The sequence below is a fragment of the Oceanospirillum multiglobuliferum genome (assembly GCF_900167095.1).
Classification (GTDB): domain Bacteria; phylum Pseudomonadota; class Gammaproteobacteria; order Pseudomonadales; family Halomonadaceae; genus Oceanospirillum; species Oceanospirillum multiglobuliferum.
The window spans coordinates 1-23,717 of the sequence record NZ_FUXG01000030.1 but is presented as its reverse complement, the minus strand read 5'-3'; the positions used below and the strand labels follow the sequence as shown (position 1 = coordinate 23,717).

At 47.5% G+C, this 23,717-nt stretch carries 26 protein-coding genes and 1 riboswitch; of the genes, 10 read left to right on the top strand and 16 right to left on the bottom strand.

Features of this window, described 5'->3' with window-relative positions; all coding sequences use genetic code 11:
- Window positions 1-28: 28 nt before the first annotated feature.
- From B5D26_RS14965 to metX, 3 genes are all read right to left on the bottom strand, one after another.
- Window positions 29-496 (bottom strand): DUF4426 domain-containing protein, encoded by a 468-nt coding sequence (locus tag B5D26_RS14965; protein ID WP_078746527.1) that lies wholly within the window; start codon window positions 494-496, stop codon window positions 29-31.
- Between the two features lie 80 nt (window positions 497-576).
- Entirely contained in the window at window positions 577-1,176 is a 600-nt protein-coding gene (gene metW, locus B5D26_RS14960; protein ID WP_078746526.1) for a methionine biosynthesis protein MetW, read from the bottom strand.
- The gene (metX, locus tag B5D26_RS14955) at window positions 1,173-2,330 is read right to left on the bottom strand and encodes a homoserine O-succinyltransferase MetX (RefSeq protein WP_078746525.1); all 1,158 of its coding nucleotides are present in this window, start codon (window positions 2,328-2,330) and stop codon (window positions 1,173-1,175) included. The genes metW and metX overlap by 4 nt, the downstream gene beginning before the upstream one ends.
- Window positions 2,331-2,778: 448 nt before the next feature.
- Here metX and B5D26_RS14950 point away from each other — a divergent pair, with 448 nt between their 5' ends.
- From B5D26_RS14950 to B5D26_RS14930, 5 genes are all read left to right on the top strand, one after another.
- Window positions 2,779-3,927: an alpha/beta hydrolase gene (locus B5D26_RS14950; protein WP_078746524.1), complete on the top strand. Its 1,149-nt coding sequence runs from the start codon at window positions 2,779-2,781 to the stop codon at window positions 3,925-3,927.
- On the top strand, window positions 3,927-4,448 hold the full coding sequence (locus tag B5D26_RS14945) for a GrpB family protein (protein WP_078746523.1): 522 nt from the start codon (window positions 3,927-3,929) through the stop codon (window positions 4,446-4,448). The genes B5D26_RS14950 and B5D26_RS14945 overlap by 1 nt, the downstream gene beginning before the upstream one ends.
- An 87-nt stretch (window positions 4,449-4,535) precedes the next feature.
- Entirely contained in the window at window positions 4,536-4,724 is a 189-nt protein-coding gene (locus B5D26_RS14940) for a YgaP family membrane protein (protein ID WP_078746522.1), read from the top strand.
- A 326-nt stretch (window positions 4,725-5,050) separates the two neighbouring features.
- Complete coding sequence (locus B5D26_RS14935; protein ID WP_078746521.1) at window positions 5,051-5,986, top strand: AEC family transporter; 936 nt, start codon at window positions 5,051-5,053, stop codon at window positions 5,984-5,986.
- A gap of 77 nt (window positions 5,987-6,063) precedes the next feature.
- Window positions 6,064-6,957: an Rpn family recombination-promoting nuclease/putative transposase gene (locus tag B5D26_RS14930; RefSeq protein WP_078746520.1), complete on the top strand. Its 894-nt coding sequence runs from the start codon at window positions 6,064-6,066 to the stop codon at window positions 6,955-6,957.
- Between the two features lie 59 nt (window positions 6,958-7,016).
- Here the strand turns inward: B5D26_RS14930 and B5D26_RS14925 are convergent, their stop codons facing one another.
- The 4 genes from B5D26_RS14925 to B5D26_RS14910 all read right to left on the bottom strand — a co-directional run bounded on the left by B5D26_RS14925 (window position 7,017) and on the right by B5D26_RS14910 (window position 9,581).
- Window positions 7,017-7,292, bottom strand: a complete 276-nt coding sequence (locus B5D26_RS14925; RefSeq protein ID WP_078746519.1) for a hypothetical protein — start codon at window positions 7,290-7,292, stop codon at window positions 7,017-7,019.
- 17 nt (window positions 7,293-7,309) lie between these two features.
- Window positions 7,310-8,146 carry a M48 family metallopeptidase gene (locus B5D26_RS14920; RefSeq protein WP_078746518.1) on the bottom strand — a complete coding sequence of 279 codons (837 nt, stop codon included), beginning with the start codon at window positions 8,144-8,146 and terminating at the stop codon, window positions 7,310-7,312.
- A 255-nt stretch (window positions 8,147-8,401) separates the two neighbouring features.
- Window positions 8,402-8,881, bottom strand: a complete 480-nt coding sequence (locus tag B5D26_RS14915; protein WP_078746517.1) for a Spy/CpxP family protein refolding chaperone — start codon at window positions 8,879-8,881, stop codon at window positions 8,402-8,404.
- 130 nt (window positions 8,882-9,011) lie between these two features.
- A complete protein-coding gene (locus B5D26_RS14910) occupies window positions 9,012-9,581 on the bottom strand; it encodes a gamma carbonic anhydrase family protein (RefSeq protein ID WP_078746516.1) in 570 nt (189 codons plus the stop codon).
- Window positions 9,582-9,717: 136 nt separating this feature from the next.
- On the opposite strand from B5D26_RS14910, the gene prlC reads away from it, so the two are divergent.
- Window positions 9,718-11,757 carry an oligopeptidase A gene (prlC, locus tag B5D26_RS14905; protein WP_078746515.1) on the top strand — a complete coding sequence of 680 codons (2,040 nt, stop codon included), beginning with the start codon at window positions 9,718-9,720 and terminating at the stop codon, window positions 11,755-11,757.
- A 111-nt stretch (window positions 11,758-11,868) separates the two neighbouring features.
- Window positions 11,869-12,108: a YheV family putative zinc ribbon protein gene (locus B5D26_RS14900; RefSeq protein ID WP_078746514.1), complete on the top strand. Its 240-nt coding sequence runs from the start codon at window positions 11,869-11,871 to the stop codon at window positions 12,106-12,108.
- Between the two features lie 58 nt (window positions 12,109-12,166).
- Here B5D26_RS14900 and B5D26_RS14895 read toward each other — a convergent pair whose 3' ends face one another.
- From B5D26_RS14895 to B5D26_RS14880, 4 genes are all read right to left on the bottom strand, one after another.
- On the bottom strand, window positions 12,167-13,561 hold the full coding sequence (locus tag B5D26_RS14895; RefSeq protein WP_078746513.1) for a TRAP transporter large permease: 1,395 nt from the start codon (window positions 13,559-13,561) through the stop codon (window positions 12,167-12,169).
- Complete coding sequence (locus tag B5D26_RS14890) at window positions 13,561-14,118, bottom strand: TRAP transporter small permease subunit (RefSeq protein ID WP_078746512.1); 558 nt, start codon at window positions 14,116-14,118, stop codon at window positions 13,561-13,563. The genes B5D26_RS14895 and B5D26_RS14890 overlap by 1 nt, the downstream gene beginning before the upstream one ends.
- Window positions 14,119-14,334: 216 nt before the next feature.
- Entirely contained in the window at window positions 14,335-14,976 is a 642-nt protein-coding gene (locus tag B5D26_RS14885; RefSeq protein ID WP_078746511.1) for a thiol:disulfide interchange protein DsbA/DsbL, read from the bottom strand.
- A gap of 230 nt (window positions 14,977-15,206) precedes the next feature.
- Window positions 15,207-15,809 carry a c-type cytochrome gene (locus tag B5D26_RS14880; RefSeq protein WP_078746510.1) on the bottom strand — a complete coding sequence of 201 codons (603 nt, stop codon included), beginning with the start codon at window positions 15,807-15,809 and terminating at the stop codon, window positions 15,207-15,209.
- Between the two features lie 291 nt (window positions 15,810-16,100).
- Between B5D26_RS14880 and yihA the strand changes: the two genes are divergently transcribed.
- On the top strand, window positions 16,101-16,781 hold the full coding sequence (yihA, locus tag B5D26_RS14875) for a ribosome biogenesis GTP-binding protein YihA/YsxC (RefSeq protein WP_078746509.1): 681 nt from the start codon (window positions 16,101-16,103) through the stop codon (window positions 16,779-16,781).
- Here the strand turns inward: yihA and B5D26_RS14870 are convergent.
- Together B5D26_RS14870 and B5D26_RS14865 are read right to left on the bottom strand one after the other, a co-directional pair.
- Window positions 16,775-17,488, bottom strand: a complete 714-nt coding sequence (locus B5D26_RS14870; protein WP_159445683.1) for an HAD family hydrolase — start codon at window positions 17,486-17,488, stop codon at window positions 16,775-16,777. The two genes, yihA and B5D26_RS14870, sit on opposite strands and share 7 nt — an antisense overlap.
- A 114-nt stretch (window positions 17,489-17,602) precedes the next feature.
- Window positions 17,603-17,911 (bottom strand): hypothetical protein, encoded by a 309-nt coding sequence (locus B5D26_RS14865; protein ID WP_078746507.1) that lies wholly within the window; start codon window positions 17,909-17,911, stop codon window positions 17,603-17,605.
- 344 nt (window positions 17,912-18,255) lie between these two features.
- Between B5D26_RS14865 and B5D26_RS14860 the strand changes: the two genes are divergently transcribed.
- A complete protein-coding gene (locus B5D26_RS14860) occupies window positions 18,256-19,812 on the top strand; it encodes an SNF2-related protein (protein WP_078746506.1) in 1,557 nt (518 codons plus the stop codon).
- 272 nt (window positions 19,813-20,084) lie between these two features.
- On the opposite strand, the gene B5D26_RS16110 is transcribed toward B5D26_RS14860, so the two are convergent.
- Together B5D26_RS16110 and thiC are read right to left on the bottom strand one after the other, a co-directional pair.
- Entirely contained in the window at window positions 20,085-20,258 is a 174-nt protein-coding gene (locus B5D26_RS16110) for a hypothetical protein (protein ID WP_200810702.1), read from the bottom strand.
- Window positions 20,259-20,406: 148 nt separating this feature from the next.
- Window positions 20,407-22,308, bottom strand: coding sequence for a phosphomethylpyrimidine synthase ThiC (gene thiC, locus B5D26_RS14855; RefSeq protein ID WP_078746505.1), 1,902 nt, complete (start codon window positions 22,306-22,308; stop codon window positions 20,407-20,409).
- A gap of 160 nt (window positions 22,309-22,468) precedes the next feature.
- A riboswitch (TPP riboswitch) is annotated at window positions 22,469-22,575 on the bottom strand.
- 223 nt (window positions 22,576-22,798) lie between these two features.
- On the opposite strand from thiC, the gene B5D26_RS14850 reads away from it, so the two are divergent.
- Window positions 22,799-23,218 (top strand): hypothetical protein, encoded by a 420-nt coding sequence (locus B5D26_RS14850; protein ID WP_078746504.1) that lies wholly within the window; start codon window positions 22,799-22,801, stop codon window positions 23,216-23,218.
- A gap of 254 nt (window positions 23,219-23,472) precedes the next feature.
- Here B5D26_RS14850 and tnpA read toward each other — a convergent pair.
- Window positions 23,473-23,717, bottom strand: a 245-nt coding sequence (gene tnpA, locus B5D26_RS14845; protein ID WP_143833125.1) for an IS200/IS605 family transposase, incomplete at its 5' end; no start/stop codon positions are given.

Genomic DNA, 23,717 nt, shown 5'->3' with positions numbered 1-23,717 from the left:
GAATGTTCTCTTGATTCATTAATTCAGGTTATTCGCCATAAAAGCGGTTGATAAAGCTGAGTTCATACGGGGGTTGATTCGGATCATAGCGCACCATCAGGCGAAAACGGATCGGCTCATCTTCGGTGAAGGTAAAGGTGGTAATCTGGTAGATCGCATTAGGCTCACGAATGCTGCGAAAACTCAGTCCCACGGTCTGTCCCACAAGATTAGACATTTCGCCATTTACGATGGCTTCTACAGGTTTGTACTGTCCATCAGCTTGTTTCTTTAACACCGAAATATTGGCCATCGCCTGATAGCGACTGCGCACAATGCCATAGGCTTGCGCCACTTGTGGCTGTAAAAATCCGGTGGTGAAGGTGTTGTAGTGGATCTGATAATCACCCACCTGTTCAAACTGTTCTGCTTGCGCTTTTAAGCTGAAAGCGGTCAGCAGAAACAGACTGAGAGACAGCGCAACGACTTGAGAAAAGCGGTGCATCAAGTGACGCATAACAAGGCTCCTTGTGCAAAAGAATTGAGGGAGTAACTGCAAGTTAGACTGATCAGTAGACTGTAAAATCGGTCAGCCGTTTAACGGCTGACACGATAAATGGCCACTTCACCAAAAAGGTTAGGCCAAATTTGAGTTGCCCAATGGGTTTCGTGCTCACTGTTGCCCACCGCGCGATCCAAAATATGGAAGTTGCGACTGCGGCACAGTTGCTCAAAATCTCTAAAGGTCGAAAGGTGAATGTTGGGCGTGTTGTACCAAGTGTGTGGCAGTGACTTGGACACGGGCATCTCCCCTTTCAAACTCAGGTACAAGCGGCAACGCCAGTACGCAAAGTTGGGGAAAGTCACAATGCACTCTTTACCCACGCGCAGCATCTCTTCCAGCATCAGATCAGGGCGGCGTAGGGCTTGTAGCGCCTGTGTCATCACCACCAGATCATAGCTCTGGTCTTGGAAGTTGCTCAGGCCATCATCCAAGTTTTGCTCAATCACATTCACACCTTTGGCGATGCAGGCGGTGATTTTGTCGGCGTCAATCTCTAAGCCATAGCCGTGGGTTTGTTTGTGGGTTTTCAGGTAGTTCAATAACTCACCTTCGCCACAGCCCAAGTCTAAAACTCGGCTGTTGGGTTTAACCCACTGTTGAATAATCGCCAGATCAGGACGGTTCAAACTCATAGAGCACCTGCCTCAATGCCATTGGCAATGCGATTCATATAGGCGGAGAACACCGCTTGATAGCGAGGGTTCGGAATCAAAAAGGCATCATGACCATGAGGGGACTCGATGCACGCGTAACTGACATTACGCCCCGCCTGTGTCAGTGCATTAACGATCTCTTCAGAACGCGCAGGTGCAAAGCGCCAGTCGGTACTGAATGACACCAGCAGATAATCACTTTTGGCCTGTTTCAACACTTCCGCCAGATTGCCATTGCAGGCCGCCGCCGGATCAAAATAGTCCAGTGCTTTGGTCATCAACAGATAGGTGTTGGCATCAAAGGCTTCTGAGAACATCTCACCCTGATAACGCAGGTAGCTTTCCACCTGAAACTCAACATCAAAACCAAAGTTGATCTTATCGGAGCGCAGATCTCGACCAAATTTATCGCCCATCGAATCTTCTGACAGATAGGTGATGTGCCCCACCATACGCGCCAGAGCTAAACCTTGGCGCGGCAGGGTGTTGTGATCCGCATAGCGACCATTGTGAAAGCAAGGGTCTGACATGATCGCCTGACGGGCCACTTCGTTAAAGGCGATGTTTTGTGCCGTCAACTTAGGAGCTGCGGCAATGACTACGGTGTGCAACATTCGCTCAGGAAAACTGATCGACCATTGTAACGCCTGCATACCACCCAACGAGCCGCCTACAACCGCTGCCCAGACGTCAATCCCTAGATAGTCCGCCAAACGGGCTTGGCTATTCACCCAATCCGGTACGGTCATCACGGGGAAATCAGGGCCAAAAATCTTGCCCGTTTTAGGATCAATACTGGTCGGGCCTGTAGAGCCGTTACAACCGCCAAGGTTGTTCAGGCAGACCACATAAAAGCGACTGGTATCAATCGGTTTGCCGGGGCCAATATAAGCATCCCACCAACCCGGTTTACGGTCGTCAACAGAATGGTAGCCTGCGGCATGATGGGTGCCACTAAGGGCATGACAGATCAACACTGCATTTGAGCGTTGCGCATTTAAAGTACCGTAGGTCTCATAGATTAGTTCATAACTGTCGAGTGTACGGCCACACGCCAGCTCTAGCGGGGAGTCAAAACGCGCGGATTGCGGTTCAACAATACCGACAGAATCTTCAGGAATTGCATTAGGCATTTTCCCAGGATCTTCCTTCTATCATGATGTCTGCGGACGGCTTAGCCTTTTTGCTCGGCAGGGACAAAAGTGATGCCTCTCTGCGCTCAGTAAAATACAAGCCGCGGAAAGTGCTCACTGTACCATAGTTGCCTAAGAAACGGGCATTGGTTTATTGGAGGGGCGCTCTGTTCGTGCATGTAAAAACTGATACACTGAATACTTCAAACACCTTCGTTAAAAGGCTTACGTTCAGCTTCAGGATCGGTATCGAACAGTACACAGTTACAACGAGGTAACCGCCAACCCAATCTTGAATCACGTACAACATCATTATGCTGTTTTAATCGACAACCCAGACTTAATTGAACATATTCAGTGAGTCGGTAAGCTTTTTTATGAAAGGAGATAAGGGGAGATAAATTTGCCCCATATAAAACGTCAATAGCCCCTAGGTTCGGACTGACCCATGAGAACTACCATTTTTGGTTTAACCTTGTTATTTGCTTTAATGATCAGTGCTTGCAGTCACAAGCCTGTGACCGTGGCAAAAGCGTTACCCGCGTATCAACAAACCGATTTTCAACACTATATTCAAGACACACAGCAATGGCTGTGGGCGAATCGCCGTTTTCATACCGCAGATCATGCCCATGAGGTGCAGATCAACAGCCCCTTTGAGCTGATACCTAACAAACCCAATGGTAAGGCGGCACTGTTAATACACGGCTTAAGTGATTCACCATTCTCTTTTGTGGATGTGGCACAGCATTTGGTTGAACAAGGCTTTTTGGTGCGCACCGTGCTGCTGTCGGGGCATGGTTCAAAGGCTGAAGATTTGATGTTGCCAGAGCTGGCCGACTGGCGCGCCCTCGTCAAACATCACACTGCGCTGTTAAGCCAAAGCCATGATCAGGTGTGGTTAGGCGGTTATTCCACAGGGGCGAACTTGGCGACCATTGAGGCCAGTGAAAACCCAAAGGTCTCAGGCTTATTACTGTTCTCACCTGCCTTTGAACCGCAGAACCCTTTTGTGCCCCTGTCGCCGTTTTTGCGTCATCTGATGACTTGGGCGGATCAAGACCAGGAGGACAACATCGCCAAATATGAATCTTTGCCGATGCAGGCCGTAGCGGTTTATCAACAAAGCGCCCAATTGGCGCGCGAGCGCTTGGCGACTCAAGCCCTGACTGTTCCGGTATTTATGGCCGTGGCCGAAGCGGATAGCGTCATCGACCCTGATACGGCATTGAAACTGTTTGAAACAGGCTTTACTCATCCGTACAAACAATTGATTTGGTTTGGTGAAAAGCCTTTAGAATCGGCCAATATTCAAGTGTTGTCGATGCGTTTGCCTGATCAGCAGATCAGCACCGGATCACATATGAGTGCGCTTTACCGAGAAGATAACCCGCATTATGGGCGCATGGGCAAGCAGCGAATCTGCAATAATGGACAAGAGGCAGAGCAAGAGCAGACCTGTCGCTCCGGTGCGGCCGTTTGGTACTCCGCATGGGGGTATCAGGAGGCGGGTAAAGTGCATGCCCGACTCAGTTGGAATCCCTATTTTACTGACACCATGCAACGGATGGAGCAAGTGTTAGAGGTTGCACCCTAATGCTCAACATACTGCCCTACGAAACAATACCCGCCCGATTCTTACCTTGGAGCGCCTGCTATCTAGAGGTGGCGGAGCAGTTGATTCAAACGATTCGCACCGACGAAATTGAGGTGCTTCACTTTGGCTCCACCGCCGCCAAGGTTGGGGGGAAGGGCATTATTGATCTGTCGATCTTGTATCCAACAGGCCAACTGAGCAAAGCGGTTCAGCATCTTGCGGCATTAGGGTTTCAGGATCAGGTCAGTGCACAACCATTTCCAGTCCATCGCCCCAGAAAAGATGGTGCGGTAATCGTGAAGGGCGTGCGCTATTTAATTCACGCCCATGTGATCGAACTCAACAGCGAGGAGCATCACAAGCAGTTGGCCTATAAGCGCTACTTGCTTGAAACTCCCACCGCACGCGAACAGTATGAAAACACCAAAAAGCAGATCCTGTCACAAGGAATTGAGAAACAAGAGGCTTATGGTCAACAGAAAGCGCCTTTTGTGAAAGCCATCTTGGCACAGCTCAACTGAATCCTATTTTTGGCTTTGCTTGACCGCACAAGCATGTGATTATTAGAGGGTTCTAATTCCGAAGGCTCAACGGACGCGAGGTGTCTTATGCAATGTAATGTTGGCAAAACCGATCGTATTTTAAGAGTGGTGCTGGGGCTGTGTATCATCGGCGCAGGCGTGATGTTTCAGTCGTGGTTTGGTGCTGTGGGTGTGATTTTACTGGTCACAGCAGCCGTGGGTTGGTGCCCGATGTATCTACCACTGGGCTTTTCGAGCTGTAAAAAGAAATCCTAGCGCTTAACGTCTTATCAAAAACCGCTGCTCAGTGAGACTGGGCAGCGGTTTTTTGCGTTTATGGCACTCTTTTAAACAGAGCAAACATGCTCTTTGTAGGCGCTATCTATCCAATTTTTAGTAGCGCTCAAAACTGAGTGCTAGCAAAGCATTAGGTTTAACAGCTAATCAAGATAGGCCAACTTGATGTTGGCCACGCTATCTATCTCCCATCAAAGTATCTCGCTTAGGCTCATTGGCTTTGGAAGGAGTCGTCAAAAACAGGTACTTATCTTTCTACGCTGGCTTCGTTACACTTCTTTTTTGATCCTTCAAGGTGGTCTGTCATGCTCTCTGTTCTAGATGCTTTAATCCCTGTTTTTTTAGTCATCATGGCAGGAGCCGTACTAAAACGTTTGGGTTTTCCCGGTGGAGATTTTTGGCCGTTGGCCGAGCGCTTCACTTACTTCTTTCTTTTCCCTGTCATGCTGATCAGCAAAATGGCTAACGCCAAAATTGCAGAGGTGGCGCTTGATCAGCTCGCACTTGCTATTGTGTTGCTACTGGCTTTGATGACAGGGCTATTGGTACTGCTCAAACCTTTACTCACAACCTCTGGCCCGTCATTTACCTCTATTTATCAAGGAGCATTACGCTTTAACACCTACGTGGTGTTAGCTGCGGCGCAGGCGTTATATGGTAGCAAAGGCTTAACCGTGGCAGCGGTTTCTATGGCGATCATGATCCCGTTGATCAATGTACTCTGTGTTCTGATATTCAGCGCTTATGCGGGAGGCAAAAGTGCGGGCTGGCTTAGCACGATAAAAGTGATCGCTAAAAATCCGCTGATTGTTGGTTGTGTGGTGGGTATTTCGCTTAATCTACTGGGTATCGGCTTACCCAGTTGGAGTGGACAAGCCTTTGATATTATCAGCCGTGCGGCTTTGCCTTTGGGGCTACTAGCGGTAGGTGTAGCGTTGGATATTAAAGCGCTACAAGGAGCCTCTTGGCCGCTAGTATCCTCAAGCATACTCAAGCTGTTTGTGATGCCTGTGATGGCGCTGTTGGTCGGTTCATTTTTGGCCTTAGAGCCATTAATGCTCTCGGTATTGATCTTATTCTCAGCCATGCCTACCGCTACTTCGGCTTATATCTTAGCGCGACAATTGGGTGGCGACGCTCCATTAATGGCGGCTATCACCACTGCACAAACCTTACTGGCAATGTTAACGCTGCCACTAGTTTTACAGTGGCTGCCTTTGTTGCAGGCAATGTGGGAATAAGGGTATTAACAGATTGAGTGCTACAATAATCTGAACCATGCGCTTCACTATTGGCGGTCATCTGAAAGGGATTACCTATGACAGAAAAGTACATCAATCTGTTCACAGACTTTGGTTTTAAAAAAATTTTTGGTGAAGAAGCTAATAAGGCTCATCTTATTAGCTTCTTAAACACCCTATTGCCAGAACATCATCAAATTCAAACATTGCAGTTTAGCCAGAATGAACATCAAGGGGGAACAGCCCTTGATCGTAAGGCTATTTTTGATATCAACTGCACCAGTTCAACAGGAGAATTTTTTATTGTTGAACTGCAAAAAGCTAAACAAAACTTCTTCAAAGACCGTAGCGTGTTTTACGCGACTTTTCCCATTCAACAACAAGCTCAGCGTGGCGACTGGAATTTCAAGCTTTCTGCTGTTTACACAATCGGCATATTAGACTTTGTCTTTGATGAACACGATGGTCATGGCATTAATGATGTTGTCCACCATGTGCAGTTGAAGAATCAGCATCATCAAGTATTTTACGACAAACTAACATTCATCTATCTAACGTTGCCTAACTTCACCAAAACAGAAGATCAGCTAGAAACATTGCAAGATAAATGGTTTTACGTTTTTCGTCACTTACATGAGCTCGATCAAATACCTGCTCGCCTACCCGAAGCAGTATTTTTAAGTTTGTTTGAAAAGGCTAGCATCGCACGCTTCCAACCAGAAGAACGCCAAGCTTATGAGTCAAGCCTGAAATATTATCGCGACTTAAAAAATGTCATTGATACCGCTCGGGACGAAGGCCGTGAAGAAGGCCGTGAAGAGGGTTTAGAGGCAGGTATGCAAATAGGATTGAATAAGGCCAAGCAGGAGACTGCTTTAAATTTAATTGCTTTGGGCACACTGACTGATGAACAAATTGCTTTGGCGACAGGGCTTGAGCAATCCGTCGTTCAGGTATTACGACAAAGCTAAAGACACTATAGTCAAAAGTAAGTTTGAGCCTATATTAGGCTCAAACTTGACTGCATCTTTTATTTCCGACGATATAAGCCAATTAAACAAGCCACTAAGCCGATCATCGACAAGATAATGCCGCTGTTGACCAACAGCGGATGCCGAGTGGAAAAGGGCACAAATATAGTACTGCCTGTAATGCACTGCCCTGTGCGATAGTCAAAACCTTGGCTGGCGGCAATACAGGCCTGAGCATCACTCAGCTCAGACCAGTAAGCGCCCATCATCGCTAAAGAAGGCACTATCATCAGCGCTAAACCGATTAGCACCCAGCGATTACGAATTGAGTACATCAAAACCTCTGTTTAAATTACAACATGCACTGCGGTTTACGGCCAGATGCTTGTGCTTGCTGATAATAAGGCAACACAGCACTCATTCTGCCATTAAGATCATTGATTCGACGCTCATTTGAGGGGTGTGTCGACATAAACTCAGGTTGTGAACCCCCGCTTGCTTTCGCCATGTTCTGCCAAAGTGTCACAGACTCTTTTGGATCAAACCCAGCCTTTGCCATCAGATCTAAGCCCATCATATCGGCCTCGCTTTCCTGTGTGCGGCCAAAGGGCAGCACAATACCGTATTGTGCGCCTACACCCAGCAAGCCAAAAAGTTGGTCTTTTTCTGGGCTTGGCTCACCGCTAATTTTATAAGCAAGGGATAAGCCCGTTTGGGTGGCAAAAGCGGTCGATATACGTTCGTTACCATGCTCGGCTAAAACGTGAGCCAGCTCATGGCCAATTACCGCTGCCAGCTGATGCTGGTTGTTCGCAACATTTAACAGTCCAGTGTAAACACCTACTTTGCCACCTGGTAATGCAAAGGCGTTCACTTGTTCTGACTCAAAAACAACAATCTCCCACTCAGAGATGCCATATTTAGCAGGGACTTGCGCCGTTACCTGATTAGCGACACAGTTTACATAACGGATTTTGTTCTGGTCTGCTGTGGCTGGTGTTTCGCTTTTCATTTGAGCGAAAGATTGAACACCCATTTGACTGACTTCGGCTGTTGGGAAAAGTTTCAACTGGCTTCGCCCTGTTGGCGAACTACTACAGCCTGCAACCAATACGGTCGTTAGACCAACAAGTAACGATTTTTTGAACCAAGTTTTTGCGGATGGCTGGCGTGGCGATAAAACTGGCATGATTGAATCCTATGACGATAGCAAATAAGTCCGATCTAAACTGCAAAGCGGTGTCTAATATTAGGTTAAAAACACGGGCTTGTGGCAGGCATTATTACTAATTCATCAGGAAAGGTCAGCTATTTGTCTGCTTTAGGCCGATTAAAGCGCAGGTAATATTAAGAATAGTTAACTGGAGCACAAAAAAAGGACGCTACATTACTGTGCGCCCTTGTTTTATTAAAGCTTATTAACTGTAGTTAACCAGAAAGCAGCTTATTTGTACCGCTTCTTCAATTGTTCTTTTTGCTCTGGTGTTAACAGCTCAAGCATCTCTCTCATGACTTGGCTTTGCTGCAGCATCTGTTTCTGCATTAGATCTGAGCGTTTACTAATCAAGCTATTTAGCTCTGTGTCAGAAGCATTATCCAGCAAAGCCTGCATGTAGTCGTCGTGCATGTCACGCATGGTACGGCGATGATCTCGGTTGCTATCCTGATGTTTGTCCATAATCGCTTCCATCTGTTTGCGCTGTTTACGATCTAGATCAATACCTCGCATTGGAAAGCCACCGTCACCCATACCATGATGCCCCATTGGGCCTTCGCTCATACGTTCATGATGCTCCCCCCAGCCACCACGCTCTCGGTCTTTATCTTTATCAGCAAGGGCAGAGATTGAGCCTACAGCCAAGACACATGCTAAGCCACCTGTGAGTAGTTTCTTTTTCAGACTTAAATTTGAATGCTGAGCCATAGTGATAACCTCTAATTTATAAAGTGTTACTGATTGATCTATACCCAGTATACGTGTCTAAAAGCAAAGTGTTTGTCAGCTTCGAGTAAATATTATGTAAAGCTGATATGGAGCAGCTCAGCCCTGCCTTTTAAGACTCAAGGTTAGCGCCATAATTTTCGCTGATGTGCTTGTCTTTCAGTTTCACATAATTACCTGCTGTGTAGGTGAAAAAACTCAGCTCTTTCTCGGTAAGCTTCCGCTTTTGCTCAACGGGGCGTCCCACATACAAATAACCCGACTCTAACTGCTTGCCTGGTGGCACCAAGCTGCCCGCACCAATGATGACATCATCCCCCACCACGGCACCGTCCATCACCATTGACGCCATGCCGATCAAAACACGGTTACCAATGGTACAGCCATGCAACATCGCTTGATGGCCGATGGTGACATCCTCGCCAATGATCAAGGGATAACCACCGGGGTTATAAGCACTGGCATGGGTGATATGTAGAATCGAACCATCTTGCACACTGGTACGTGCGCCGATGCGAATATGGTGCATATCACCCCGAATGACCGTCAGCGGCCATACAGAACAATCATCGCCTAACACCACATCGCCTAACACCACCGCAGAAGGGTCAACAAAAACACGCTCACCCAACTGAGGGCTCATACCTTGATAGCGACGTACAGATTTTTGATTACAGCTCATATGGATTCCTGCCCAATGGCGTGGGCCTTTGTCTGAAAAAGGAAAATGGGGATAAGACTGGAATTTATCCCAAAGCGCCCCATATTAAAGAGAAGTCAAAAATATGAAATAGATTCAAAGTCATAAGGGCCTGTAAATGAGCAATGTATTGTTAGAGCGCCACCGCCTGCCACCCTTTAATCAGATCAACCCAGAGATGATCGAGTCAGCGCTAGACCAGATTCTGTCCGACAACCGTGCTGCCATTGCTCAGTTACAGCAGCAAGAGACGCCGACATGGGACTCTTTGGTACAAGCGATGAGCGAGTTGGATGACCGCTTTTCGCAGATGTGGTCACCTGTCAGCCACCTGAACTCTGTCGTGAACAGTGAAGCCTTACGTGCGGCCTACAATGCTTGTTTGCCTAAGCTTTCGCAGTACAGCACCGAGATCGGCCAAAACGAAGCCCTGTGTAATAGCTTCAAAGCCTTAAAAGACAGTGCAAATTTTGCTGAGTTGAATACGGCTCAACAGAAAGCGATTAACAACACCCTGCGTGACTTTCACCTATCCGGTATCGACCTGCCTGCGGATAAAAAGCAGCGTTACGGTGAGTTAAAACAAAAGCTTTCAGAGTTAACCAACAAGTTCTCTGAGAACGTACTGGATGCCACACAAGGCTGGCACAAGCAGATCAAAGATGAAGCGGAACTGGTAGGTTTACCAGAAAGTGCCAAAGCACTGCTGCAACAGATCGCCAAAGAGAAAGGATTAGCGGGTTGGGTGATCACTTTAGATTTTCCGGCCTTCCATCCAGTGATGACCTATGCCGACAACCGTGATCTGCGCGAAGAGCTGTATACCGCTTATGTGACCCGCGCCTCAGATCAAGGCCCAACGGCGGGACAATGGGACAATGGTCCTTTGATTGATCAAATCTTGGCGTTGCGCTATGAGCTGGCACAGCTCTTAGGTTTCGACAGTTATGCTCAATATTCTATTGCGACCAAAATGGCGACCAGCACCGATGAGGTGTTGGGCTTTTTAAATGACCTTGCCAAACGCTCTGTCGGCCAAGCCCGTGCAGAGTTTGCAGAGTTGCAAGCTTATGCCAAAGCAGAGTTTGGCGCAGAGGACTTGAAGGCTTGGGACGCGGGATATTACAGCGAAAAACTACGCCAACAGCGGTATGCGATTTCGCAAGAAGCGTTGCGCCCTTACTTCCCCGCGCCCAAAGTAACAGCGGGTATGTTCGAGGTGGTCAAGCGCTTATACGGTATCGACATTGAAGAGCAAACCCAACAGGTTGATCGCTGGCATGAGGATGTACGCTACTTTGTGATCAAGCGTGAGGGGCAGCAGATCGCCAGTTTCTATCTTGATCTGTACGCGCGTGCCAACAAACGTGGCGGCGCATGGATGGATGAGTGTCGTGTGCGTCGTCGTACCGCAGCAGGTGAACTACAACTACCCGTAGCGTATTTGGTGTGTAATTTCTCTGCCCCTGTGGGCGGTAAACCCGCGTTGCTGACCCATGATGAAGTGACCACCCTATTCCACGAGTTTGGTCACGGCTTGCACCAGATGTTGACGCAAGTTGAAGTCGCCGATGTGTCGGGTATCAACGGTGTGGCGTGGGATGCAGTTGAGTTGCCTAGTCAGTTTATGGAGAACTTCTGCTACGAAAAAGAGGGGCTAGACCTGATTGCAGGGCATGTGGACACTGGAGAAGCGCTGCCGCAGGAAATGCTCGATAAACTACAGGCTGCGAAAAACTTCCAATCTGCCATGATGATGGTGCGCCAATTGGAGTTTGCCCTGTTTGACTTCCGCCTGCACCATGAGTATCAACCCGATGGCTCAGTGGTGGTACAAAAACTATTGGATGAGGTGCGTGCTCAGGTTGCAGTGTTGCCACCTGTACCATTCAACCGTTTCCAAAACAGCTTCAGCCACATTTTTGCGGGCGGTTATGCCGCAGGTTATTACAGCTATAAATGGGCGGAAGTACTGTCAGCGGATGCCTTCTCACGCTTTGAGGAGGAAGGTATTTTTAACCCGCAAACAGGCGCGGACTTCTTGCACAATATCTTAGAAATGGGCGGATCAAAAGAGCCCGCAGAGTTGTTCAAAGCCTTCCGAGGCCGAGAGCCAAAAGTGGACGCGCTATTGCGTCACAGTGGTATTCAAGGCTAGTTCAGACAGGAGGTTCGCCCCGTCCCACTTAGGCGGTACAGACAGCGTCCAACGATTATTGGATACTGTCTGCACCGCATCATTTTACCAAGAGCTTTGAAAGAGACCCCCATGAGTATCATTAAACGCTTTATCGCAGGAGCCGTTTGTCCACGTTGCAGTGAGATGGACAAATTACGGGCATGGACGATTGACGACACTCAATACCGTGAGTGTGTAGCCTGTGATTTTAGTGATGAGATGTCACTGACCATGCCGCCTGTTGAAGAGTTGGCCACAAGGGTGAATCAAACTGAAGTGGATCCAAAAGAAGAGATTCAAGTGGTGAAGCTGATGGACCCGAAGGCCTAGGTTTGAGCGGTAGATTCACCCCGATCAATGATCAGGGTGAATCTCTTAGGTTTAAGCCTTAATTGCCATAGACCACGCTTGGCAACCAAGTGGCCAGTTCAGGCCATATGGTTAGGGCCAGCAACATACCAATCTGGATCAGAATGAAAGGGATCACGCCTTTGTAGATCGCAGAAGTGGGCACGCTGGCCGGAGCAACCCCGCGCAGGTAGAACAGCGCAAAACCAAACGGCGGCGTTAAGAACGACGTTTGTAGGTTAATCGCCATCATAATACCCAGCCATACAGGGTCTAAGCCCATCATCAGCAAGACAGGCGCAACAATCGGCACCACCACAAAGGTGATTTCGATAAAGTCTAAGATAAAGCCCAGTAAGAACATCACCAGCATCACGATGATCATGGCACCGACTACACCACCAGGCATCTGTTCAAACCAGTGATGAATCAGCTCTTCACCGCCAAAGCCACGGAAGACTAAAGAGAAGATCGACGCACCGATCAGAATCAAAAACACCATCGCGGTGACGTTGGTGGTGGAGCGCACCACTTCGGTCAACATTTTCAGGTTAAGTTGACGCTGCAATAAGGCTAGAAGCGCCGCACCAAAGGCACCGACACCTGCCGCTTCCGTTGGCGTAGCTGCACCGCTTAAGATTGAGCCTAATACCGACACAATCAACAATACAGGTGGTACAAGACCCTTCAGCAAAATAACGGCAATAGGCTCATGAACATCACGATCCGCTTGGATCTGCTCACGAGAAACCGCAGGGGCTGCACTAGGTTTTAACCAAGCCACCATTGCCATGTAGATAATGTAAGCTGCGACCAGTAGCAAGCCGGGGATCATCGCGCCTACAAACAGGTCGCCCACTGATACGGTTTTAGGGCTGAACACACCCATATTCAACTGCGCCTGTTGATAAGCGCTCGACAGTACGTCGCCCAGCAACACCAGTGCAATCGAAGGTGGAATAATTTGACCTAAAGTCCCTGTGGCGCAGATTGCACCTGTCGCTAACGAAGGTGAATAACCACGTTTCAGCATAGTCGGTAGAGAGATCAGACCCATTGTGACCACGGTCGCGCCCACAATACCGGTACTGGCCGCCAACAACATGCCCACCACTACAACCGAAATACCCAAGCCACCGCGCATAGAACCAAACAGCAGCGCCATCGCATCAAGTAAGGTTTCGGCGACCTTGGACTTTTCAAGCAACACCCCCATCAAAACGAAGAGCGGTACGGCAATCAAGGTTTGGTTGGTCATAATGCCGTACAGGCGGTTAGGAAACGCCTGCAAGTAGGCCATATCGAAATAGCCAGTTGCGACACCACCTGCCGCAAAAGCCAACGCAGTGCCTGCCAAAGACAGCGCAACGGGGAATCCCAACATCAATACGACGCAAACCGCCGCAAAGAGCAGTAAAGGAAGAATATCAACCACTAGAATTTCTCCTCGTTGATATGGTGTTCAACACTGGCGTTACAGCCCATTACAACCAAAAGATTTCTAAGCCCTTCCGCCACACCTTGCAAAAACAGTAGCGCAACCATCGCTAAGATTAGGCTTTTCAACAGGTAAACCGCAGGAATACCGCCAGCTTCAGGTGAACCTTCCATCACATGCCATGAGTTGAAGACATACTCATAGCTGATCCAGCCCATAAAAATGGTCACAGGCATTAATAGGAACAGCGTGCCACCCAAGTCCACTAACGCCTTGTTGCGTGCAGACATCTCTCGGTAAAAGATATCCACTCGCACATGACCATCGTGCTTTAGGGTGTAGCCTGCTGCCAGCATGAAAATGGTGGCGTGCAGATACATCACCGATTCCTGCATGGCAATCATGCCGATATTAAACACGTAGCGCAGTAGAACAACAGCAAACATAACGACCATCATGACTAGGGTAAGCCAAGCGATAGATCGTCCGACAAGCTCGGTTAAAGCATCAATTTTGTTGACGATTTGACCAAGAGCTCCAGAACCATTTGTCATGGTCGACCTCTTTTATTTTTAGTAGTTGTTTATTAAAAGTAGCCCTAATATTCCAAGTTTACAGCGCATCTCCGGGGGGCGATAAACCTAGACTTTAGAATATCGAGTCTAATCATACTCTTTGACCTCTATTTGAGAAAATTTTTCATTCACCTGCAACAAAAAACCCCATGCTTACGCACAGGGTTTCTCATTCACATCAATAATTCGTTTGGGTTACTTTACAGCATTGCGCTCTTGCTCAACCAAATACTCAGCAATTTTTAGCATATTGGTCCAGCTACCAGCCATACCAGTATCAATACGATACTTACCGTTGATCACCAGCCCCGGTACACCTAAGGCCTGATAACCACGAATACGTGCGCCCGCTTGTTGTACACGAGACTTTACACCAAAGGATTTCAGCGCTTTCTTCGCTTCATCTTCGGTCACACCATAGTTGGCAAAAAACTTCGCTAAACTATCAACATCGGCTAGCTTTTCATTATTGCGGTGAATACGGTTGAAGAAATCACCGTGCAGTTTATCACCAATGCCTAAAGCCGCTGCGGCATAAAAAGCCCCTGCATGAGTTTGCCAAAGCTTGCTAAAGGTTGCAGGTACACGCTCAAAATTAACATCATCCGGTAAATTCTTGCTCCAAGACTCAACATAAGGCTCAAACTCAAAGCAGTGAGGGCAGCCATACCAAAATAGCTCTGCCACTTCGATTTTGCCCGGTACAGATACTGGAACTGGCTTGCTTAATCGAATGTAGTGCGTGCCTTCTTGATAAGACTCTGCCGCTAAAGCCAAGGTGCTGACCATCATCAGCACCAATAATTGTGAGAATCGTTTGATTGCCGACTTCAACATAACGCTATTCCTTCATGAAATAAGTAAAGCTCAGACCAACAAGCCTAGGTTTATAAACAAACTGATAATAACAATACGCTGCAAGCGCAGAAAAGTTCAGAATTTATCGAATAAACACAGTGTTAACTTAGAGCATCTAATCATAACTCTAATTTTTAATCACAAATTTTACCGACAAAAAAGGGAGCCAACTGGCTCCCTTCTTCACAAACCTATACGTAACGCTGAACTTAGTTCAAACCAAATACGTAGTTAGAAACAGCTTGAATGTCTTTGTCGCTCATTTTAGCAGCGATTGCACGCATCATGTTGTTCGGGTCATTTGCACGAACACCATCACGGAATTTCTTCAGTGCCGCTTCAGTGTAAGCTGGGTTCTGGCCGCTCAGTACTGGATACTTCGCTTGCTCGTTACCCATGCCAGTTGGAGAGTGGCAAGCTGTACAGGCTGGAATACCTTTCGCCATGTCGCCTGCGCGATACAGCTCTTGACCACGCTCTAGCAGCGCAGGATCAGCTTGGCCTAAGTTTTTTGGCTTGGCTGCAAAATAAGCCGCTACGTCTTGAGCGTCTTTATCAGAGAAGCCTGCAACCATGCCTGTCATTTCAACCACTTGGCGAGAACCGTCACGGATGTCCATGATCTGTTTTGCCAAATACGTTTGGTGCTGACCCGCTAAACTTGGGTAGTTAGGAATCATGGCAACGCCGTTGCCGCCGTGACAGCCTGCACAAACTGCTGCTTTTGCTTCGCCAGCTTTTGCATCACCTGCGGCGTGAGCATAACCAACAACGCTTAGTGTAACTGCCAGACCTACCAGTAATTTCTTCATCGCTAATCCAATCTTGCTAAATTTATAGTTGATTACTGTTGTTTTTAGAGGCTCACCGAAAGACGCTGCTAGGCCCTAAGATGGCCCAAACATTGACTTGGCTTTCACAGAAATCGCCTTGGAGTGCTCACCCAATCAGGTTTTTACTGGCGTTTTGCTTTTTCAGTTCGTGCCAGATAAACCAGAATGGTACACTACCTACATAAAAAGTGGTGGCATTATATACCAATCTGTATAGAAACGTGAACGCCCCATATCCCCTGATATTTGCCCCATTAGTTGAATATATTTATGACCGAGCAACATACGCCCCCTCGTTTGAACTACCATACCGCTGAATTTACCATCAGTGCCCCGACTTTAGCGCACTGTCCATCAGACAGCGGGGCAGAGGTAGCCTTTGCCGGACGCTCTAACGCAGGCAAGTCCAGTTCTATTAACACTTTAACGGGTAGCTCACGTTTAGCTCGCACCAGTAAAACCCCTGGTCGGACCCAATTGATTAACTTTTTCGGCTTAAATAGTGGCTCAATGCAGCGTCTGGTGGATCTGCCGGGTTATGGCTTTGCCAAAGTGCCTGAAAAAGTGAAACTGGAGTGGCAGCGCCACTTGTCAGAATATCTGGTCAAACGCCAGAGTTTGCGTGGCATTGTGTTGGTGATGGACATTCGTCACCCGCTCACCGAATTTGACCAGATGATGTTGCAATGGGCAGACGAAGTACAAAAGCCTGTGCATATCTTACTGACCAAATCAGACAAGCTGAAACGCGGTGCCGCCAAAACTACCTTGTTAGAAGTGCGTAAAGCCCTTAAAGAGTGGGAAGATTTGGTATCAGTACAGATGTTCTCTGCTCTGAAAAAAGATGGAGTGGATGAATTGAAAACCAAACTCGACAGTTGGTTAGAATTTGCACCACAACCTTACGAACCGATGCCATTAGACGCTGACGATCAAGACCTTGATCAATAACAGCGTTTAACCGCCGCCGATAACTGCGCCAGCGAGTCGATCCGTTGATCATAATAAGCTGGCGCTTTAACGCTGGCTTTCACCTGTACCCAAATCGTCTTCATTCCCAATTGGTGTGCGGCCTCAATATCATGCTCAGGGTTATCACCCACAAACACAATCTCCTCGGGTCGGCAAGGTTCACCCAACGACAACTCTAACTGTGCAAACATCGCATGAAAGGCTTCAGGATCAGGTTTTGCCACCGCAAGCCCCTCAGCGCTTAAAGCAAAATCAAAGTACTCCGCAAAAGGCGTCTGAAACACATCCGCATTGCCGTTGCTCAAAGCACCAATCAGATACTCACGCTTCAAACCTTCCAGTGCTTCTAAGGCATAAGGAAAAGGCTCAATTTGATTGCGCGCGTGCCAAAACACCGCAAAAGCCTGCTCGGTGAGTCTCAGGGTGTCGGCTTCGGAATAGCCCACCATCGACAAGCACTCATGCATCGCCCGCATTCTGGAGCGCGTCACAAAATGTTGTAGCTCAGGATGGCGGCGCGTCAAACCCATACGATACTGCCACAACTCATTTGCCCGAAACTGAGCCGTTAATTTAGGCGCATGTTGATTCAACCACTGATAGTGGATCTGCTCCGCACGGCGAATCACCGGGTTCACATCCCACAGGGTATCGTCTAAATCAAATACAACGGCTTTAATCGTCACAGGCTCGATTCGCTCTTGATAAGGTTGGGGCTAAAAAAGCGTCTTTATATAGATAGATACCGTCGAGTTTACCTCAAAGCAGAAAGGAGGAGGTAATTTGACCTTCTATCAGGCTCATTTTGACGCGGAGAAGTCCTTCCAAAAAAGGCTCTCTATCCAATTAACTGGAAAACCCATTGCCTGTTGCTGTTGAACTGTAAGGGCTAAAATATGCTCCACCAAACGAGCAGGCCAACTGGTGCTAGGCTGAATACTTTTCATCATATAGGTGATGATTACAAGGTAGTTATACAAATGATTGTCCATTTGCAATTGCGCTTTACCATGTTTATCTACAACCTGATAGGTCTTTAGAACGGCTTTAAGCTTCTGGGTTTGGTATTCAATAGAGAGGCTTCTGATAGCCCATTTATCTAGCTCCATAAAAAAGTAACCCCTCGGTTTGAGCATAGTTTGCCGAAACAATCCATAGGCTTGAGGGGTGTTGCTGGCGCGAGTATAAAAGGCATTAACCGACAATGGCAATAATCGTTTGATAGCCTAGAACAGAGTTTTGACCGACTCATTAAAGCAGACAAGACGTCCTTGTCTGCTTTGTGGTGATTGCTAAACGTGATCGAGGTTAAGTTGCTTAATACTATTCATCGCTTTTTGAAGTTATACATGGGTAATATTGTTTCGGATAGTTTGATACTCAACCGTCTGAATGCACAGCAATATGTACTTCTAGAAAAGCTCATTTGCAAATACCTAAGAGAGCCCAATATATGATGACACTAAAGGAAATGTGCGTTCTTGCGGGGGTGAAAACTCCTAAAGGAGCAGAGCGCATCTTATGCCACCCAGATGGCAACCCAGAATTTTCGCCATTTGAGCACCAAATATCAGGACTATCCATTCTGGCAGGGCATGAATGGTCTGAGCGTTCAGCCCTTTGGGATGAGCCGGGAGTAGGTAAAACCATCCCCATGCAGGCATTAATCCTGCTCTACCACCTGTCAGGGGTTAAGTCCATGATGGTAATGCCTCCTAAGTTAATGGGGCGGTGGATGGCCGATTTTAAACGGGATTGGACGGTGCCTGAGGATCTTGGGTTTACCTACTTCTTGATTCAAGATATGACGCCAAAGAAGAGGAATGATACCTATGCGGAATTCACCCTAAATGATAATTGGCCCTCTCTAATGCTTATGAGCTATGAGAGGATAAGACGAGAAGGACTGTATCTAAAAATGCAGGAGTACACTGCATTTCTTTTTGATGAGGCTGACAAACTCTCGAACCCGAATACTAAGCTTTGGGGGTCGATCTGGAGATTGTTCTACTCTAGCAAAGGAAAGTATGGAGTACACCTGTTCACAGGTTCCGAGATTCGCAATATCCCGACTGATGCGTATGGCCTAATAAAGCTGATAGATCCTGAGTTGTTCTATGATTACTCAGAGTTCTATAACAAATTCGTGGATGAGGCGATTATTGCCAAATATAAGGATGAAAGTGGCAAGTTCGTTCGCAGAACCATAGGCTATACATACAGAAACTTAGACGAGCTAGGCCGCTTAATGAATCGTAAAGCACGAAAAGAAACTCTTAGAAATGTTCAAAAATTTTTACCCGAGCTTCGCACAATCGAGATTCCTGTTGATTTATCAACATCACATCTAAAGTTATATCGTAACTTGGTAAAAGCTCGACTTCTAGAAGTAGATGGGGAGTTGTTAGACGCTGAACATGCATCCCAGCTTAGGCACTATGCGGGGCGTATATTATCGTGCCCTCAGAATTTTGTTGATGAGGACAAAAAGGTTAACTTTGAAAGAAATAATAATGTCTTAATTACAGCCGATGAGGTTGTCGAATCAATCAACCCTTATAAACATAAAGTAATCATTTGGGCTTGGTATAGAGATACAATCAATCATCTGCGTGAGCGATATTCTAAGTTCAACCCAGCTGTTATCTATGGAGGACAATCTACCGCAGACTCCGAGGCAAATAGGATAATGTTTGAAGAAAGTTCTGTGGAAGATTGTGGGATGATGATTGCTAACTGGGGGGCAGGTGGAGCTGGGTTTAACTGGCAATGTGCTAGATATATGCTGTTTGTTGAAAATCCAACAACTCCACGGGACATACAGCAATCTATTGCACGCATGGAACGTACAGGTCAGAAGCATCCTATGATCTGCTATTTTTTAAGGGTTATGGGAACCATCGCAGATAAATCATTCTCAAAAATGGTAGACAAAACAATGAAGGTTACAGAAATAAATGGCCGTGTCTTTCCTGTGCAAGACATGGAAGTAGAGTTATTTGGTTTATAAGTAAGTTGGTAGCCTTTCTGACATAGCTGTCATTACAAGAGCAAACCACAAAGCAAGCAACGAGCCCTTGTCTGCTTTGTAGTAAAAGCTGAACACGATTGAAGCTAAAAAGGCTTACACTTCTTGATAGACTCAGCACCTTTATTAATGCCTATTCGACTCGCCCCGTAAAGTTTGAATATCCACAAGTGGTAAGCCTGTCACCGTTACAATCTGTTCGTCGGTCAGAACAGCTAAAGTAATCAGGCTGAGAGCAATTTCTTCTTTGGCTTTTAACTTGCCTTCTTCTCTACCTTCTTGCTTTGCATCGCATCGTAAATCAAAGATGCTCCATCATGTAGAGCGCGCTCATGTACAAAAGCTAGGCGTTTGGCATCTTCATCAGCACTGAGCTGCTTAATACGGTTCATTGCTTTTTGAATCGGCACATGGGTAATACTGTCCATTAGCGCACCCTTCGCAAGCTCATCTATTTGCCCGTTGGTTCGCTGGCTTTGATATTAGGGTTGAGTAACAGCGGTAATCTCAGTCAAGTCTATGACAAAGCAGACAAGATGTCCTTGCCTGCTTTAGGGGGGCGGGGATTAAAAAAGCCTACACTTCTTGATAGATCTCAGCACCTTTTTCCATAAACTCTTTCGATTTTTCCTGCATCCCTTGTTCCGCCTGAGCGTTGATTGCAGCCACCTGATCGGCATCCAGATCTCGTACTTCTTGTGAGATCTTCATGGAGCAGAACTTAGGCCCACACATAGAGCAGAAGTGCGCCACTTTAGCGGATTCTTTCGGTAGCGTTTCATCGTGGTAGCTACGCGCCGTGTCTGGGTCTAGGCCGATGTTGAACTGGTCTTCCCAACGGAATTCAAAACGGGCTTTGGACATGGCGTTATCACGTACCTGAGCCGCAGGGTGGCCTTTGGCTAGGTCGGCGGCGTGGGCGGCAATTTTGTAGGTGATGATGCCGGTTTTCACGTCGTCTTTGTTCGGTAGACCAAGGTGCTCTTTGGGTGTCACGTAGCAGAGCATGGCGCAGCCATACCAGCCGATCATGGCAGCACCGATACCTGAGGTGATGTGGTCATAACCCGGTGCAATGTCGGTGACCAATGGGCCTAAGGTGTAGAACGGGGCTTCGCCACACTCTTTGAGCTGCTTGTCCATGTTCTCTTTGATCATGTGCATCGGCACGTGACCCGGGCCTTCAATAAAGGTTTGCACGTCGTGCTGCCATGCGATTTTGGTCAGTTCACCTAGGGTTTCCAGTTCTGCAAACTGAGCTTCGTCGTTGGCATCGTAAATAGAACCCGGACGCAGGCCATCACCTAATGAGAAGGTCACGTCGTAGGCTTTCATGATTTCGCAAATCTCTTCGAAATGCGTATACAGGAAGCTCTCTTTATGGTGCGCCAAACACCATTTCGCCATGATAGAACCACCGCGAGATACAATACCGGTCATGCGCTTGGCGGTCATCGGCACGTAAGCCAAACGCACGCCCGCGTGAATGGTGAAGTAATCCACACCCTGTTCGGCTTGCTCAATTAAGGTGTCGCGGAAGATTTCCCAAGTGAGGTCTTCGGCAATGCCGTTCACTTTTTCCAGTGCTTGATAGATCGGCACTGTACCGATTGGCGACGGGCTGTTACGCACGATCCACTCACGGGTTTCGTGAATGTTTTTGCCCGTGGACAAGTCCATAATGGTGTCGGCACCCCAACGGATGCCCCATGTCATTTTCGCCACTTCTTCTTCGATGGAAGAACCCAACGCAGAGTTACCAATATTGCCGTTAATTTTGGTTAAGAAATTACGGCCGATGATCATCGGCTCAACTTCAGGGTGGTTGATGTTGGCAGGCAACACCGCACGACCACGGGCGATCTCTGAACGTACAAACTCTGGTGTGATCTCTTTTGGAATTGACGCGCCAAATGAGTGCCCCGGATGTTGCTCATTCAGTTGTAGCTGTTCACGCATCTCGGCCAGTTTCATATTTTCTCGGATCGCCACATATTCCATTTCAGGGGTGATAATGCCCTGACGTGCGTAATGCATCTGTGTGACGTTTTGACCCGCTTTGGCGCGCAGGGGTTTACGTTGTAGCTCAAAGCGTAATGGCTCTAGGCTGATATCCGCTTCACGTTGGCGACCATAAACAGAGGATAACTCGCTGAGTTGTTCTGTGTCGTTGCGTTCGCTGATCCAAGTGGCGCGCACAGGGGGTAAACCTTTACGCACATCAATCACAACATTGGGATCAGTATAAGGGCCAGAGGTGTCGTACACGCGCAGCGGTTCATTTTTCTCGAAACCAAAACTACCCGTGGTGTCGCTTAGGCTGATCTCTCGCATCGGCACTTGAATATCAGGGCGGCTGCCTTGGATATAGATTTTTTTCGAGTTAGGAAAAGGCTGAATAGACTGTAAGTCAACCTGTGCCGTTTCTTTAAGCGGGCCAGTGGCGTTAGGCGAAGTTAAGGTCGAGTTGCTGCTCATGTCGCTACCTTTAAGTGATCTTATGGATCGTGGGTCACTAATGTTAAGTGCAGGTTTGACAGTGCAAATGCAGTGGCACTGTTCAAAATTGGTGCTGACAAGGCAATGGTGGGCATATGTAGATCAGTGACGAAGATAAGTTGAAGATATTAAACCTACACGCACACTGTTGCTCGATTCCTACGCTGGCATTACCCAGTTCAGGTTCGTCGGGTTTCACCGCTATTGCAGTGATCTCAGCCTACCATTGCACCCCGTCAAGACTGTGGCAGAGTCTAGGGTTGTCGTGACTGGCTGTCCAGTGTTTCAGCAGCTTTTTATAGCCCTTCAGAAACCAAGGTTTTGTGGGTTTTTGCGGCAAAATCGGCAAACTTATGCCGACCAAAGCGGAAGCTTTTTGCCGATTTTATTAAAGAAAAGCGGCAATGCGCCGACTTTAAGCCCTATCAGGATTTTTATCCTTAGTGTTTGTCCTTTTAGGGTTTTGGTTATGAGAATTACAAATCAACTTGAACACTCGCAAAGTGTAGCGAAGTCGCTTAACACCGCTTTGACGCAGTCGCAAGGTGCACAGTTCTCTATGCTGCTGAGCATGATCACTACACCTCTCTACAGCACAGATCTACCGGGAATGGATTTGAACTCTGAGATTGATCTAAAAGCGATGAACCTTGAAGCCGATCAGCAGGCGCGCAAAACCGCTATGAAAGTGAACGCGGCATTTGCCCATGCCTTAACAGAAGGTAATGGTGGCTATTACAGCTACATGCGCGCATTAACTGATGCCTATCCCAATTTACAGCAGGTGACTGCCGTGCGGCCTATGCAAGCCCCTAAACATCTCTATCAGGTGGTTTCTGCGCCTGAGTTAGGAGAGAAGTTAGTCAGCCAAATTCGTGCTGCGGCCTAGTTATTTAGCTTGCGGTAGATAGATCGACATCTGCTCAGCCCTTCTGCATTCAACTTTTAAAAACTATCTCTTCAGATCACTTTTTTCGATTAATTATCTTGCTTGGGATGGGGCGTTGGCTCTGACAGACTACACCGCTATGGTTGTTTTCTAGTCATAAATACATTAGATTAATCTAAATTAAATTTTAGCAAAACTCCGCGTAAACCCTCGCCCAATCGGGCGGGGATACAAGCGGGAACCGCGCAGCGGTTCTAATCAGGTGTCGCCTGACTTTGCACATACTCTTTCAGTGTTTTGATCGTTGCCCCGCCTGCACTGCAGGCAAAGTAAGAACGTGACCAGAGCGCTGCACTTTTGCTTTGCCGGGGGATATGGGTATTGAGTATGCGTATCCGGCGTGATGAAACCGATTTCAGGTTGTTCACCATGACGCTGATCGCCAGCTTCGGCGGATAAGCTATCAGCAGGTGAACATGATCTGATTCACCGTCCATTT